The sequence below is a fragment of the Pseudomonas sp. FSO-7 genome, from assembly GCF_059579345.1.
In genome coordinates this window covers 4,946,902-4,961,819 of the sequence record NZ_CM184193.1, presented here as the reverse complement: position 1 = coordinate 4,961,819, position 14,918 = coordinate 4,946,902, and the positions used below count along the sequence as shown (strand labels likewise).

Sequence of the window (14,918 nt, the reverse complement as noted above, 5' to 3'; positions counted from 1 at the left end):
TGTGTGCGGGCCTCTGTGGCGAGGGAGCTTGCTCCCGCTGGGCTGCGAAGCGGCCCCAAAAATTTGCGAGCGCTGCGCACTCGAACGGGAGCAAGCTCCCTCGCCACAGGAGCGGGTAGATACACCACAGAAGTTGGATGTCCCATTCAGTTCTCCAACTCCCTGTAAGCCCCCGGCGTCAGCCCCGTCCACTTCTTGAACGCCCGGTGAAACGCCGACGGTTCGGAGAACCCCAACTGCTCGGCGATCTGCTGCAACGACAGGTCCGCACGCCCCAGATGGTAGATGGCGATATCCCGCCGCAGTTGATCCTTGAGTTCCTGGAAGCTGGTGCCTTCCTCCCGCAGATGCCGGCGCAAGGTCTGCGGGCTGATGTGCAAATGAGCGGCGACGCTGTCCAGGTCGGGCCAGTGTGCCGTGTCGCGGCTGAGCAGGCGGCGCAACTGGCTGCTCAGGCTGTGGCCATCGTCCGGGCGTGACAAGAGGTCGGCGGGGGAGTGTTCGAGGAAATGCTTGAGGGTGCGTTCGTCCTGCAACAGCGGCATGTCCAGGTAACGGCTGTGGAACAACAGACTGCTGCCGGGCGCGTCGAACACCTGCGGGTAGGGGAACAATAAGTCGTATTCGGCCCCGTGGGCGGGCTTGGCGTAGCCAAAAGTCACCTGTTCTAGGCCGATGCGCTGGCCGATCAGCCAACTGGCGAGGCGATGCCAGACCACCAGCAGGCTTTCCGTCAGAAAGTGATCGGGGTCCCACAGCGTCGAGTCGTCCAGCACCAGCCGCACCCGTTCGCCTTCGGTTTCCAGCGTCAGGCGCGGGGCGTCGGGGAACAGGCTGTAGAACAGCAAGCCGCGTTGAAGGGCCTTGCCCAGGGTCCGACAGTGGATCAACGCGTGACACATCATGGCAAACGTCCCGGGTTTACTCGCCGCCCGGCCGAATCCCAGGTATTCGTCTTCCATTGCCAGCCACAGGGCTTGCAACAGGCGGGCGAACTGCTCCGGCGCAATCCGCGCACGCGGCTCATCCAGCAGCTCGGGGCTGATGCCCAGCTGTTGCAGCAAAGGCAAATAGTCGAAGCCTTGCCGACATGCACCGCCCAAGGCGGCGCGGGCGAAGTGGCTGGCAATCGTGCGTTGGCGCATGGCAGAAATCCGTCCGTTAAGCGGGCGAATGGTAGCAGGGGGCTGACGCTGGACAAGGCGGATATCCGCCAAATCCCGGAGCGGTAAACAGCCTGTGGGCGGAAATCCGCCACCTTTCACCGTCCTGTTTAATCCCTGATGAATCCACAAACCCTTGTGCAATAACGGTTGTAGGGCTTTTCCAAAAAATGGCACGGGCCTTGCGATACAGCTTGCAGGTCTGCCGCGTGCAGCCGAAAAAAACAAATCCCTCCAGTGCAGGAGGGTTCGCAATTGAGGTGCCGTGGACGACAGGTGGAAGTCGTCATGCGGGACTCTTGAGGAAGGTTTGCCATGACGACTCGTCAGCCACTGTACAAATCCCTGTATTTCCAGGTGATCGTAGCCATTGCCATCGGTATTTTGCTCGGCCACTTCTACCCGCAGACCGGTGTTGCCCTCAAGCCATTCGGCGACGGGTTCATCAAACTGATCAAAATGGTCATCGCCCCCATCATCTTCTGTACCGTCGTCAGCGGCATCGGCGGCATGCAGAACATGAAATCGGTGGGCAAGACCGGCGGCTATGCGCTGCTGTACTTCGAAATCGTTTCCACCCTGGCTCTGCTGATCGGTCTGGTCGTGGTCAACGTCGTGCAACCGGGCGCCGGCATGCACATCGACGTGTCGACCCTGGACACCAGCAAGATCGCCGGTTTCATCTCGGCCAGTAAAGACCAGAGCATCATTGCCTTCATCCTCAACGTGATCCCGAACACCATCGTCGGCGCGTTCGCCAACGGCGACATCCTGCAAGTGCTGATGTTCTCGGTGCTCTTCGGTTTCGCCCTGCATCGCCTGGGCGCCTACGGCAAGCCGGTGCTGGACTTCATCGATCGCTTCGCCCACGTGATGTTCATCATCATCAACATGATCATGAAGCTGGCGCCTATCGGTGCGTTCGGTGCCATGGCCTTCACCATCGGTGCCTACGGTGTCGGTTCGCTGGTGCAACTGGGCCAGCTGATGATCTGCTTCTACATCACCTGCGTGGTGTTCGTGCTGGTGGTGCTGGGCGCCATCTGCCGCGCCCACGGCTTCAGCGTCGTCAAGCTGATCCGCTACATCCGTGAAGAACTGCTGATCGTGCTGGGTACTTCCTCCTCGGAATCGGCCCTGCCTCGCATGCTGATCAAGATGGAGCGCCTGGGTGCCAAGAAGTCGGTCGTTGGCCTGGTCATCCCGACTGGCTACTCGTTCAACCTCGACGGTACTTCGATCTACCTGACCATGGCTGCGGTGTTCATCGCCCAGGCCACCGACACCCCAATGGACCTGACTCACCAGATCACCCTGCTGCTGGTGCTGTTGCTGTCGTCCAAAGGTGCGGCTGGCGTGACCGGTAGCGGCTTCATCGTACTGGCGGCCACCCTGTCGGCCGTGGGCACCTTGCCGGTGGCCGGCCTGGCACTGATCCTGGGTATCGACCGCTTCATGTCCGAAGCTCGCGCCCTGACCAACCTGGTGGGCAACGCCGTCGCCACGATCGTGGTTGCCAAGTGGGTCAAGGAGCTGGACGAAGATCAGTTGCAGACCGAGCTGGCTTCCGGTGGTCGCGGTATCTCCGACGTTCGTGAAGATGACGAGCAGATCGCGGCGGCGCAGATTGCAGCGGCTGAAACCTCTGCTCCAGGCGCTGTGAAGTAATCTTCAGGCTGCAATGAAAAACCCGCTTCGGCGGGTTTTTTATTGCGCTTCATTTTTCAGGTGAGAGTGTTTTTGTGGCGAGAGCGCTTTTGTGGCGAGGGAGCTTGCTCCCGCTGGGCTGCGCAGCAGCCCCCTGCGTATGACCTGAAGCTCCTCAATGGCAGATACATCCTGGGGCTGCTTCGCAACCCAGCGGGAGCAAGCTCCCTCGCCACAATGGGAGTCACGCTGAGCGCAATGGTCATCCCCTGTGACACCTGCGGTAATTGCCCCACCGCCAACCCCTGCCTAGTCTTCAGTCATCACCCCCTCGGAGATCGCTCATGCAAGGCCCACTGGCATCGCTCAAGGTTCTGGACTTCTCGACCCTGCTGCCTGGCCCGTTCGCCTCGCTGTTGCTGGCGGACATGGGGGCCGAGGTGTTGCGCATCGAGTCGCCGACCCGCCAGGACTTGCTGCGGGTGCTGCCGCCCCATGATCAGGGCGTATCGGCCAGCCATGCCTATCTCAACCGCAACAAGCGCAGCCTGGCCCTGGACCTCAAGCAGCCGGAAGCATTGGAGGTGATCACGCAGTTGCTGGGGGGCTACGACATCCTGCTGGAACAGTTCCGCCCCGGCGTGATGGAGCGGCTGGGCCTGGGCTACGAAGCCTTGAAAGCCATCAATCCGCGGCTGATCTACGTGTCGATCACCGGCTATGGCCAGACCGGGCCTTATAAGGACCGCGCCGGTCATGACATCAACTACCTGGCCCTGGCGGGGCTGGCCAGCCACACCGGCCGTGCCGACAGCGGGCCGTTGCCGCTGGGTATTCAGGCGGCGGATATCGCCGGTGGTTCGTTGCACGGGGTGATCGGGCTGCTAGCGGCGGTCATCGCCCGTCAGCAGACCGGTCAGGGCCAGCACCTGGACGTGAGCATGACTGACTGCGTGTTCAGCCTCAACGCCATGGCCGGTGCCGGTTACCTGGCCTGCGGTGTGGAACCGGGTTGGGAGAACCAGATGCTCAACGGCGGCAGCTTCTACGACTATTACCGTACCCGTGATGGTCGCTGGATGTCGGTGGGCAGCCTGGAACCGGCCTTCATGCAGGCGTTGTGCGAGGCCTTGGGGCGACCGGAACTGGCGGCCCAGGGGTTGTCGCCCAAGCTTGAACAGCAACACGCCCTCAAGCAGGCGCTGCAAACCGAGTTCGAGAAACATGATTTTGCCGAGTTGTGCAGCTTGTTTGCCGGGATCGATGCCTGCGTCGAGCCGGTGCTGAGCCTGGAGGAGGCTGTGCGGCATCCGCAGTTACAGGCTCGGGAACTGGTGACACAGGTGCCCCGAGGGGATGGTTCGAGCCAGGCGCAGATGGCCTGTCCGTTGAAGTTTTCCGAAGGGTTGCCCGAGCCTCGGCACATGGGGGCGGGGCTGGGGGCGCATACGGATCAGGTGCTGGGGGCGTTGGGGTTTAGCGTTGAGCGGATAGCTGAATTGCGTCGCAGCGGGGTGGTTTTGTAGCGCTTGTCAGGTAGCCATCGCGAGCAAGCTCGCTCCCACAGGGGGAACGCCATGGATCCAGTGTGGGAGCGAGCTTGCTCGCGAAGGGGCCAGTCCACACACCACAAACCTGCTATTCCACCCTGGTCTCCCCACTGAACACCAAGGTGTTGCGACAGCTACGGCACAAATACCGCCGTCCCTGGCGCACCAGGCTGTGGCGCTGGGCCGAGAACGGGAAATCGCTGCCGTCGCAAGGGCACTTGTAGATGTAGCGGGTCACACTGCGACGTTTGATCTCATAGGTGTGGCAACGGTTGGGCGGCAGTTCGTACACCCCGCGCATGATCAGTTGCCATTCTTCGCCATGGGGCTGGATGCGTTCGCCAAACAGTTGGTGGGCGATCAGGTGCGCGACTTCGTGGGCGACGGTCTGCTTGAGGAAGTCTTCGGCGTTTTCCCGATACAACTGTGGATTGAAGCGCAGCAGGTTTTCATGCAGGTGCGCGACACCGGCCTTCTGGCCACGCAATTTGAAGCTGACCACCGGGCGTTTGAAAGGACGTTTGAAAAAGGATTCAGCTTGTTGGTAACACTCTTCGACGCGGGTATTGAGTTGCTCGAGCATGCTTTACGGGTCTCCAGAAGCCCGAGTATGCCGCAAGCGTCGGCCGTTGCGAATCGCCCAGGCGCCCAGTGGTCGTTTCAAACACAGGAAGGCCGCCTTGCGGCGGCCTGTGTCGGCAGATCCTGTTTTTATTGGCGGGCACTACTTCAATTGGTATAGACCGGGCCGACGCCCAGCCCCCAGACGATCACCGTGAACGCCATGATGGCCACCAGCACCACCAGGCCGACGGCGAGCACCGAACTGGAAAACAGAAAGCCTTCGTCCTGGGGAATGTTCATGAACGTTGGCAGGCCTACATACAGCAGGTAGACGGTGTAGCAGATTGCCGCCGTGCCGACGATCATCCCCAGCCACATGTGCGGGTAGAGCGCCGCCAGGCCGCCGATGAACAAAGGTGTCGCGGTGTAGGTGGCGAACGCGACGCAACGGGCCAGGCTCGGATTGGCGTCGTAGGTGCGGGCCATCCAGTGGATGAAGGCGCCCATGACCGCCACGCCGCCCAACATGGCCAGGTACGACATGATGGTCATCCACAGCGCGCTTTCCTGCGTGAGCATGACCGGTGGACGATTGCCGATGACCCATCCCACCTGTGTGGTGCCAATGAACGCCGAAACCGCGGGAATGGCCGCCAGGATCAGCGTGTGGGTGAGGTACATGTGGCTGATGCTTTCCTCCTGATCGCCACGGATTTCTTTCCATTCTTGATCAGGGTGGGTAAAGAGCCCCACGACATGATGGATCATAGTCAGTCACTCCTTTGTTATTGCCATCGCCCCCCAACGGAGCGCCTACGGGCCAAGACGGCCAAGTAAGTGAAGGTCTGGATATGTGTGCGACCTTATGTCGCAGTATAGAAAGGAGTTAACCCGAGGGGGATGGGGGGCTTAGAGCAAATCGCGCTGTAGCTGGTAATGCTAATCGCCGTTAGGTCTGTGCACGGGGTTTGCGGTAAGACGGATATTACTGTGGCGAGGGGATTTATCCCCGCTGGGTTGCGAAGCAGCCCATCATCCAAAGACCACTGCGGTGTATCAGACCGACGCAGGGGGCTGCTGCGCAGCCCAGCGGGGATAAATCCCCTCGCCACAAAAGCGCATGTCATCAGCCTTCGCCGACGACGGTTTTTTTGCGTAAAATGCCGGCCTTTCGTCACACCTCACGGATTTCGCGTCATGGGCACTCTTACGGTCAACCAGAACAAACTGCAAAAGCGCCTGCGCCGCCTGGCCGGTGAGGCGGTCGCCGATTTCAACATGATCGAGGACGGCGACAAGGTCATGGTCTGCCTGTCCGGCGGCAAGGACAGCTACACCTTGCTCGATGTGCTGATGCATTTGCAGAAGGTTGCGCCGATCAAGTTCGACATCGTCGCGGTGAACATGGACCAGAAGCAACCCGGGTTCCCCGAGCATGTGCTGCCGGCCTATCTCGAGTCGCTGGGCGTGGAATATCACATCGTCGAGAAAGACACCTATTCGGTGGTCAAGGAACTGATTCCCGAAGGCAAGACCACCTGTTCGCTGTGCTCGCGCCTGCGCCGCGGAACGCTCTACACCTTCGCCGACGAGATCGGTGCGACCAAGATGGCCCTGGGGCACCACCGCGACGACATCGTCGAGACCTTCTTCCTGAACATGTTCTACAACGGCTCGCTCAAGGCCATGCCGCCCAAGCTGCGAGCCGATGACGGGCGCAACGTGGTGATCCGCCCGCTGGCCTATTGCAACGAGAAAGACATCCAGGCCTATTCGGATTTCAAGCAGTTCCCGATCATCCCCTGCAACTTGTGCGGCTCCCAGGAAAACCTGCAACGTCAGGTGGTCAAGGAGATGCTCCAGGAATGGGAGCGCAAGACTCCGGGCCGTACCGAGAGCATTTTCCGCGGCTTGCAAAACGTCATTCCGTCGCAATTGGCGGACCGCAACCTGTTCGATTTCACCAACCTGCGCATCGACGAAAACGCCACCCCGCGGTTCGTCAATGTGGTGAACCTCTGACGAGGCCAACGGCTCTTATTCACGGCGCTCGCGAAGCGCCGTTTTCATTTTTAAACCTGGAGAGGGCATGCGCGATTACAAGTGGCTGCACGAGTACTGTCTGAACCGCTTCGGTTCGGCGGCTGAACTGGAAGCCCATCTGCCGGTTCCCAAGACCCCGGCGCAACTGCGCAAGATCAGCGACGACCGCTACCTCTCGACCATGGCGCTGCGGGTGTTCCGCGCCGGGCTCAAGCACAGTCTGGTGGACGCCAAGTGGCCGGCCTTCGAAGAGGTGTTCTTCAAGTTCGACCCGGAGAAGGTCGTGCTGATGAGCGCCGAGCACCTGGAGCGGCTGATGCAGGACGCGCGGATCATCCGTCATCTGGGCAAGCTCAAGAGCGTGCCGCGCAACGCGCAGTTGATATTGGACGTGGCCCACGAAAAAGGCAGTTTCGGCGCGCTGGTCGCCGACTGGCCGGTGACCGACATCGTTGGCCTGTGGACCTACCTGAAAAAGCACGGCCATCAACTGGGCGGCCTGTCGGCGCCGCGCTTCTTGCGGATGATGGGCAAGGACACCTTCGTGCCCAGTTATGACGTGGTGGCCGCGCTCAATGCCCAGGACATCATCGACAAAGTCCCCACCAGCCTGCGGGACCTGGCGACGGTGCAGGGCGCCTTCAACCAATGGCATGAAGAAAGTGGTGGGCGGCCGATGTCGCAGATTTCGATGATGTTGGCGTATACCGTCAATCATTGAGATCGAGTTGCGGCTATCGCGAGCAAGCTCGCTCCCACAGGGGATTTACGGTGTTCACAAATCCAGTGTGGGAGCGAGCTTGCTCGCGATAGCGGTCTATCAGGCGACGGAAATCTCTCCTTCGCCAGCCAACCGCCGGTTCAACTGAAACCGCCACCGCACATACAACAACGCCGAGCAGAACACCGCGACGCTCGCCGCCATTTCCAGCACGCCGAACAGTTGCCGGTTCGGATCATAGGCCGCCAGCGCGCCCTTGATGAAATACAGGTTCACCACGAAGCACATCCACGAGTGTCCACGGGCGCTGCCGCTGAGCATGCCGGGCGCAAGTATCAGCAGCGGCACCAGTTCGATCAGCAGAATTACCCAGGGCCGCGCGCCGTGCAGGTCGGCGATCAGCAGGTAGTAGGCGCTGAGCAACCCCACCAGGCCGAAAAAGCACAGCAGGCTGAGGACACGGGCGATGCGTACGCGCGGCTCCAGCCATTGGATGGAAGGCAGGATTTTCGGCTTCTTAGCCACGGCCGTTCTCCAGCAGCAGGGCGGTTTTCGCCAGGCGCGAGCCCAAGGCACGGCACAGGGCGACTTCATGTTCGTTCAAGCCGCTTTTACCGTCGGCCCCGGCATGATGGCTCGGGCCGTAGGGCGTGCCGCCGCCTTGGGTGTCGATCAGGGCCGATTCGCTGTAGGGCAGGCCGGTGATCAGCATGCCGTGGTGCAACAGCGGCAGCATCATCGACAACAGGGTGGTTTCCTGGCCGCCGTGCAGGCTTGCCGTGGAGGTGAATACCCCGGCCGGCTTGCCCACCAGCGCGCCGGTCAGCCACAGGTTGCTGGTGCCGTCGAGAAAGTACTTGAGCGGCGCGGCCATGTTGCCGAATCGGGTCGGGCTGCCCAAGGCCAGGCCGGCGCAGTTTTTCAGGTCATCAAGGCTGGCGTACAGCGGGCCTTGCTCAGGGATGTCCGGGGACACCGCTTCGCACTCGGTGGAAATTGCCGGTACCGTACGCAACCTGGCTTCCAGCCCGGCCTGCTCGATGCCCCGGGCGATCTGCCGGGCCATTTCGTTGGTGGAGCCGCTGCGGCTGTAATACAACACCAGGATGTACGGTGTACTCACGGCAGGATCTCCAGGATCTTCTCCGGCGGACGACCAATCACGGCCTTTTCACCGGCTTCCAGAATCGGCCGTTCCATCAGTTTCGGGTGCGCGGCGATGGCCGCGATCAACTGGGCCTGGCTCAGGCTTTCGTCGGCCAGGTTCAGGTCTTTGTATTCATCCTCGCCGGTGCGCAGTAATTGCCGGGCGCTGATGCCGAGCTTGCCCAGCAGGCGTTCCAATTGCGCGGCGTCGAGCGGGGTTTCCAGGTAGCGGACCACGGTGGGCGTCAGGCCGCGGGCCTCCAACAATTCCAGCGCACCGCGGGATTTCGAGCAGCGCGGGTTGTGATAAAGCGTCAGATCGGTCATGAGCGGGTCGCATCTTGCGTAAGGTGGCGGCTATTCTACTGTGCCGCGAAGTCCCTAGCACCTCAGAGAGGCGACGGGTCGCAGCAGCGTTCACATTCAAACAAGGATTGGCACATGACAAGGCGATTGATGGCGGCACTGGCATTGATGGGTAGCTTGTTGCTCGCCGGTTGCGGAAACGACTACGGGGTGGACCAGAACGGTCAGGCCATCGCTTCGCAACGGCTGGACAAACAATGGCTGGTGCTCAACTACTGGGCGGAATGGTGCGCGCCGTGCCGCACCGAAATCCCGGAATTCAATGCCTTGGCCGAACAGCTCAAGGGCCGCAACGTCGGCGTGTTCGGGGTCAACTTCGACCAGGTGCAGGGCGAAGAGCTCAAGACTGCCAGCGACAAGATGGGGATTCGCTTCACGGTACTGGCCCGGGATCCTGCCGAGATCTTCGATCTTCCTCGCAGCGAAGGGCTGCCGGTGACTTACATCATCGACAACCAGGGCAAGGTGCGCGAACAGTTGCTGGGGGAGCAGACGGCGGCGGGGGTGATGGCCAAGCTTGAGGCGTTGCAGGCGCTCAAGTGATCCCATCTGACATCGGGCCTTTTGTCACATGGATTTTTTGTGACAGGGAGCTTTTGTGGCGAGGGAGCAAGCTCCCTCTCCACTGGGTTAACCATGTCCCTGGTCCAAACAGGTGTTCAGGCCTCAGCCTTCTTCCAGCCACCACCGCAGCGGCTTGCCCTGGGCCGGCCAGAAGCGCATCTGCTCGATGGGCGAGATGTCCCAGCGTTCGACCTTTTCCAGGGCCTGCAAGAAGCGCGTCTCCTGCTCCATCAGCGCCGGGGCGCAGAGCTTGCGGGTGCTGCCGATCTTGCCGAAGCTCAAGCGATGGCCTTCCAGGGTGTAGGGCGCGAACCAGTGGTTGCAGCCGCCGTTGCCATAGGCCCGGCCATCATCCCCAAGGGTGATGGTCAGGTGGCTGTAGTCCATCAATGGCCGTTCGCCGATCCATTCCAGGATATAGCTGCGGTTGTGTTGCAACTGCACAGGTTCAGCGGCACACCCCATCAGGCTCATGCCGATCGACGCGGACAGGGCCAAACGTTTCATCAGGCGGCTTCCTGGCAGGTCGGGCACAGGTGTTTTTCACCCACGGTGGTCCAGCCCAGTTCGGCGATCCGTGCGGTGGCGGCCGTTTTCTCGGCCTTGACGCCGAGCTTGGCATCGACGGCGAATTCGAAGCTCAGTGCCTTGGCGCAAGCGTCACAGTTGACCTGCCAGGTGTGGATCGCCAGCTCGCCGAACACCGGGCCGGTGGTCATGGCTGTCCATTGGCCCATGGGCTTGAGCAGGTGCCGCACGGTGTCCACGGTCAGGCGCATGGACAGGTCCTTGCTGCCCTTGAGCGTGACGAGCAACACATCGTTGGCCTGGATCGAACCGCCATAGCCGGTGACCTGGTAGCGGCCCGGCGCCAGGGCGCGGACTTCGGTCAAGGTGTGCTGCGGGTTCATCAGGGTGTAGCGGAAATCGTGTTCGGCCATGGGTCCTCCAAATAGGCGCGACATGCTAGCACGGGGCATGGCTTGGGACAGTTCGGATGCTGGTCAGGCGACGAAATCCACTGTGGGAGCGAGCCTGCTCGCGATAGCGGTGTGTCAGTCGACATTAATGCTGACTGATCTACCGCTATCGCGAGCAGGCTCGCTCCCACAGAAGGTATGTGTTGGCTGATAGAGCGGGGTCAGCTATCCACCAGATTTTGTGGCGTACCAGCCGCCCAGGCGGCGATGTTGTCCAGGGTGGTCATGGCAATGGCTGCCAACGCTTCATGGGTCAGGAACGCCTGGTGGGCGGTGACGATCACGTTGGGGAAGGTCAGTAGCCGTGCCAGCACGTCATCCTGCAGGGGCAGGTCGGAGCGGTCCTTGAAAAACAACTGGGCCTCTTCTTCATACACATCCAGGCCCAGGTAGCCCAACTGGCCGCTTTTCAACGCTTCGATCAGGGCCGGTGTGTCCACCAGGCCGCCGCGCCCGGTGTTGATCAACATCGCGCCGCGCTGCAGGGTCGCCAGCGAATCGGCGTTGATCAGGTGCCGGCTCTGTTCGTTCAGCGGGCAGTGCAGGCTGATGATCTGCGCCTGCGCGAGCAGATCGGCCAAGGGCAGGTAGCGGGCGCCCAAGGCTTCGACCTGTGGGTTGGGGTAGGGGTCGTAGGCCAGCAACTGGCAACCGAAGCCGGCCATGATTCGCGCGAACGTGGCGCCGATCTGCCCGGTGCCGATCACGCCGACGGTCTTGCCCACCAGGTCGAACCCGGTCAACCCATGGAGGCTGAAATTGCCGTCCCGGGTGCGGTTGTAGGCCCGATGCAGGCAGCGATTGAGGGCCATGATCAACGCCACGGCATGTTCGGCCACGGCATGAGGTGAATAGGCCGGGACCCTGACGATGCTCAAGCCCAGGCGCTTGGCGGCGAGCAGGTCGACATGGTTGTAGCCGGCCGAGCGCAGGGCGATCAGCCGCGTGCCGCCTGCGGCCAGCCGTTCCAGCACCGGCGCGCTGAGGTCATCGTTGATGAAAGCGCACACCCCTTCATGCCGTTCGGCCAGGGCCACGGTGTCCAGGTTCAGGCGGGCAGGCTGGAAGTGCAATTGAAGGCCTGCGGGCGTCGGGGCCTGGGTGAAACTGTCGCGGTCGTAGGTCTGGCTGCTGAAAAAAATCACGCGCATGGCGGCCTCCTGGCAAAAAAACAAGCCCGTAGGAGCTGTCGAGCGAAGCGAGGCTGCGATCTTTCGCTTGCGATTCAATCGCCAGGGGTAAGATCGCAGCCTCGTTGCACTCGTCAGCTCCTACAGTCCGGGGTAGGAGCCTGGATTTTCAGCGATTCCGGGTCCAGGGGTATTGCCCTGGATCAGGCACTGATACGCGCCTCGCTGGCCAGGCGGTTGATGGCGCGCTCCAATTCTTCCAGGGCGACGGCAGCCTTGGGGTCCTGTTGCTTGAGCAGGGTTTCGCTGCGCTGGCAGGCCGCACGCAATTGCGGCACGCCGCAGTAGCGGGTGGCGCCGTGCAGGCGGTGGACCCGTTCGATCAGGGCGTTGTGATCGTTGGCCTCGCTGGCCTGGCGGATCGCTTCGCGGTCGGCTTCCAGGGACGCCAGCAGCATCGCCAGCATATCCGCCGCCAGGTCGGCCTTGCCAGCGGCCAGGCGCAAGCCTTCTTCGTGATCGAGCACCAGCAGTTCGCTGCCACCCTGGGCATCGCTGCTGCGCTCCGGCGACTGGTTGCGCAGGGCCAGGCCAGTCCATTTGAGCACCACCTGGGCCAGTTGCCGTTCGCTGATGGGTTTGGTCAGGTAGTCGTCCATGCCGCTTTGCAGCAGGGCGCGTTTTTCGTTGGCCATGGCGTGGGCGGTGAGGGCGACGATCGGCAGCGGTGTGCAGTGTCGCTCGCTTTCCCACTGGCGGATCGCCTCGGTGCTCTGGCGACCGTCCATGCCGGGCATCTGCACGTCCATCAAGACCAGGTCGAAGGTTTCCTTCTGCACGGCCTTGACCGCTGCGTAGCCGCTTTCCACCGCCAGCACCTTGGCGCCCATGTCTTCGAGCAGGGTCTGCACCAGCAGCAGATTGGCCGGGTTGTCGTCCACGCACAGCACTTTCGGGGCACGGCTGGCAACCGGCTCGCTGGGTTCGCTGCGGGTCGGGCGCGGGTTGACCAGGTCGGACAGCGAGCGGCGCAACTTGCGGGTGCAGGCCGGCTTGGCCTGCAACTGACTGTGAGGATTGGGCACCGAGAGGTGGTACAGGGTCTGTTCGGTGGTGGGGCACAGCACGAGCACTTTGCAGCCCAGGTGCTCAAGGTCCCAGATGTGCTGGTTGAGGCGTTCCGGCGGCATGTCGTTGCTGGTGATGCCCAGCACGGCCAGATCGATCGCCTGGTCGGTCTGGTGGGCGACAGTGATGCCGTTGGTCAGGCTCTCCAGGGTGTTGAACGGCGTCACTTGCAGGCCGCAGTCTTCGAGCTGGTGCTGCAAGGCCTGGCGGGCCAGTTCATGGTTCTCCAGTACCGCCACGCGCCGGCCCAGCAATGGCGGGCCAGGCAGGTCTTCGGCGTCGTCACGGGTCTTGGGCAGGCGCAGGCTGATCCAGAACTCCGAGCCTTCGCCCGGTGTGCTGTCGACGCCGATCTCGCCACCCATCTGTTCCACCAGGCGCTTGGAAATCACCAGGCCCAAGCCGGTGCCACCCGGTTGCCGCGACAGCGAATTGTCGGCCTGGCTGAACGCCTGGAACAGCGCCCGCACGTCCTGGTTGGAGAGGCCGATGCCGGTGTCCTGGATGCTGATGCGCAACTGCACGCTGTCTTCGTGCTCGTCTTCGAGCATGGCCCGGGCGACGATGGTGCCCTCGCGGGTGAACTTGATGGCGTTGCTCACCAGGTTGGTGAGGATCTGCTTGAGGCGCAGTGGATCGCCCACCAGCGACAGCGGCGTGTCCCGGTAGACCAGGCTCACCAGTTCCAACTGCTTGGCGTGGGCGGCGGGGGCAAGGATGGTCAGGGTATCCTGCAGCAGGTCCCGCAGGTTGAACGGAATGCTGTCGAGCACCAGCTTGCCGGCTTCGATCTTCGAAAAGTCGAGGATTTCATTGATGATCCCCAACAGGCTGTCGGCGGACTTTTCAATGGTGCCCAGGTAGTCGAGCTGGCGCGGGGTCAGTTCGCTTTTCTGCAACAGGTGGGTAAAACCGAGAATGCCGTTGAGCGGTGTGCGAATTTCATGGCTCATGTTCGCCAGGAACTCGGATTTGATCCGGCTCGCTTCCAAAGCTTCCTTGCGCGCCAGGTCCAGCTCGATGTTCTGGATCTCGATGGTTTCCAGGTTCTGGCGCACGTCTTCGGTGGCCTGGTCGATGCTGTGCTGCAATTCTTCCTGGGCATTCTGCAAGGTACCGGCCATCCGATTGATGCCCGAAGCCAGTTCGTCCAACTCCTGGCTGCCCAGCGGTGGCAGGCGGGTTTCCAGGTGACCATCCTTGAGTTGCGCCACGGCTTGCTTGATCTGGCTCAGCGGACGGTTGATCGTGCGACCCATGCGCAGGGCCAGCAGCGCAGTCAGGCCCAGGCAGGCGGCGATCAACAGCAGGCTGGCGAACATACTGCGATAACCGCTTAGCAACATGCCGCTGTGGGACAACTCCAGCTCGACCCAGCCCAGCAGGCGGTCGGCTTCTTCGGGAATCAGTTCGCCCGCCAGGTTGCGGTGCTTGCCGAATACCGGCAGCAGGTAGCGCGTGGCGTCGTTGCCGGTGCGTTGCAGCAACTGTGCACTGTTGCCCTCCGGTGCCCGGTTGAGCATGGTCGGGCCGGCGTGGGCCAGCGGCGCGCGGTCGGGGGCGAGGAAGGTCACGGCGCGCACGTCCGTCTGTTCGAGGGACTGGGTGGCGATGCGCTCCAACAGGTCGGTGTCCTGGCGGCTCATGGCCGGGGCGACCAGCGGGGCCAGTTGCTCGGCGATCATCTCGCCCCGTTGCAGCAACTGGGCGTGCAGGTCCGCTTGCTGCATCCAGGTGAAATAGCCGCCCAGGACCAGCGCCATCAGGCTGGTCGGCAATAGGGTGAGCAACAGCACACGGCCTTTGATTCCCAGTTTCTTGAGCACACTTGTCTCCTGCATCCAGCGGTCTGATTGAACTGTGCGCGCATCCGGCACGCACCACCTGCGCAGTGTAGCGATTTGCGGGCGGGGGAT

The 14,918-nt window shown here is 62.1% G+C and carries 15 protein-coding genes; 5 read left to right on the top strand and 10 right to left on the bottom strand.

Translation table 11 applies throughout. The annotated features are described in order from the left end of the window. Window positions 1–146: 146 nt before the first annotated feature. The gene (locus tag AC515T_RS21670; protein ID WP_496529961.1) at window positions 147–1,145 is read right to left on the bottom strand and encodes an AraC family transcriptional regulator; all 999 of its coding nucleotides are present in this window, start codon (window positions 1,143–1,145) and stop codon (window positions 147–149) included. Window positions 1,146–1,478: 333 nt separating this feature from the next. Between AC515T_RS21670 and AC515T_RS21665 the strand changes: the two genes are divergently transcribed. Together AC515T_RS21665 and AC515T_RS21660 are read left to right on the top strand one after the other, a co-directional pair. After that, window positions 1,479–2,831, top strand: coding sequence for a dicarboxylate/amino acid:cation symporter (locus tag AC515T_RS21665; protein ID WP_496529960.1), 1,353 nt, complete (start codon window positions 1,479–1,481; stop codon window positions 2,829–2,831). Between the two features lie 323 nt (window positions 2,832–3,154). Continuing rightward, window positions 3,155–4,336 carry a CaiB/BaiF CoA transferase family protein gene (locus AC515T_RS21660; protein WP_496529959.1) on the top strand — a complete coding sequence of 394 codons (1,182 nt, stop codon included), beginning with the start codon at window positions 3,155–3,157 and terminating at the stop codon, window positions 4,334–4,336. 112 nt (window positions 4,337–4,448) lie between these two features. Here AC515T_RS21660 and AC515T_RS21655 read toward each other — a convergent pair whose 3' ends face one another. Next, window positions 4,449–4,943 (bottom strand): SprT family zinc-dependent metalloprotease, encoded by a 495-nt coding sequence (locus AC515T_RS21655; RefSeq protein WP_003204703.1) that lies wholly within the window; start codon window positions 4,941–4,943, stop codon window positions 4,449–4,451. A gap of 146 nt (window positions 4,944–5,089) precedes the next feature. Next, entirely contained in the window at window positions 5,090–5,692 is a 603-nt protein-coding gene (locus tag AC515T_RS21650; protein ID WP_039591896.1) for a Yip1 family protein, read from the bottom strand. A 429-nt stretch (window positions 5,693–6,121) separates the two neighbouring features. Here AC515T_RS21650 and ttcA point away from each other — a divergent pair, with 429 nt between their 5' ends. Together ttcA and AC515T_RS21640 are read left to right on the top strand one after the other, a co-directional pair. Further along, window positions 6,122–6,946, top strand: coding sequence for a tRNA 2-thiocytidine(32) synthetase TtcA (ttcA, locus tag AC515T_RS21645; RefSeq protein WP_003178962.1), 825 nt, complete (start codon window positions 6,122–6,124; stop codon window positions 6,944–6,946). A gap of 67 nt (window positions 6,947–7,013) precedes the next feature. Then, on the top strand, window positions 7,014–7,688 hold the full coding sequence (locus AC515T_RS21640; protein ID WP_496529958.1) for a DNA-3-methyladenine glycosylase I: 675 nt from the start codon (window positions 7,014–7,016) through the stop codon (window positions 7,686–7,688). A 99-nt stretch (window positions 7,689–7,787) separates the two neighbouring features. On the opposite strand, the gene AC515T_RS21635 is transcribed toward AC515T_RS21640, so the two are convergent. Genes AC515T_RS21635 through arsC form a run of 3 tightly spaced genes read right to left on the bottom strand, consistent with a single transcriptional unit; the run spans window position 7,788 to window position 9,161 of the window. Next, window positions 7,788–8,213, bottom strand: a complete 426-nt coding sequence (locus AC515T_RS21635; RefSeq protein ID WP_460082282.1) for a DUF2069 domain-containing protein — start codon at window positions 8,211–8,213, stop codon at window positions 7,788–7,790. After that, a complete protein-coding gene (gene wrbA, locus AC515T_RS21630) occupies window positions 8,206–8,811 on the bottom strand; it encodes an NAD(P)H:quinone oxidoreductase (RefSeq protein WP_496529957.1) in 606 nt (201 codons plus the stop codon). The genes AC515T_RS21635 and wrbA overlap by 8 nt, the downstream gene beginning before the upstream one ends. Then, window positions 8,808–9,161, bottom strand: a complete 354-nt coding sequence (arsC, locus tag AC515T_RS21625; protein ID WP_460082285.1) for an arsenate reductase (glutaredoxin) — start codon at window positions 9,159–9,161, stop codon at window positions 8,808–8,810. Before arsC ends, wrbA begins: the two co-directional genes overlap by 4 nt. Before the next feature lie 114 nt (window positions 9,162–9,275). On the opposite strand from arsC, the gene AC515T_RS21620 reads away from it, so the two are divergent. After that, on the top strand, window positions 9,276–9,743 hold the full coding sequence (locus tag AC515T_RS21620) for a TlpA disulfide reductase family protein (RefSeq protein ID WP_496529956.1): 468 nt from the start codon (window positions 9,276–9,278) through the stop codon (window positions 9,741–9,743). A 123-nt stretch (window positions 9,744–9,866) separates the two neighbouring features. On the opposite strand, the gene AC515T_RS21615 is transcribed toward AC515T_RS21620, so the two are convergent. From AC515T_RS21615 to AC515T_RS21600, 4 genes are all read right to left on the bottom strand, one after another. Next, window positions 9,867–10,271: an META domain-containing protein gene (locus AC515T_RS21615; RefSeq protein ID WP_060741057.1), complete on the bottom strand. Its 405-nt coding sequence runs from the start codon at window positions 10,269–10,271 to the stop codon at window positions 9,867–9,869. Continuing rightward, entirely contained in the window at window positions 10,271–10,705 is a 435-nt protein-coding gene (locus tag AC515T_RS21610) for a hypothetical protein (RefSeq protein ID WP_496529955.1), read from the bottom strand. Before AC515T_RS21610 ends, AC515T_RS21615 begins: the two co-directional genes overlap by 1 nt. Window positions 10,706–10,905: 200 nt before the next feature. Further along, entirely contained in the window at window positions 10,906–11,895 is a 990-nt protein-coding gene (locus AC515T_RS21605; protein ID WP_496529954.1) for a 2-hydroxyacid dehydrogenase, read from the bottom strand. Between the two features lie 182 nt (window positions 11,896–12,077). Beyond that, on the bottom strand, window positions 12,078–14,828 hold the full coding sequence (locus AC515T_RS21600) for a response regulator (RefSeq protein WP_496529953.1): 2,751 nt from the start codon (window positions 14,826–14,828) through the stop codon (window positions 12,078–12,080). Window positions 14,829–14,918: the final 90 nt, after the last annotated feature.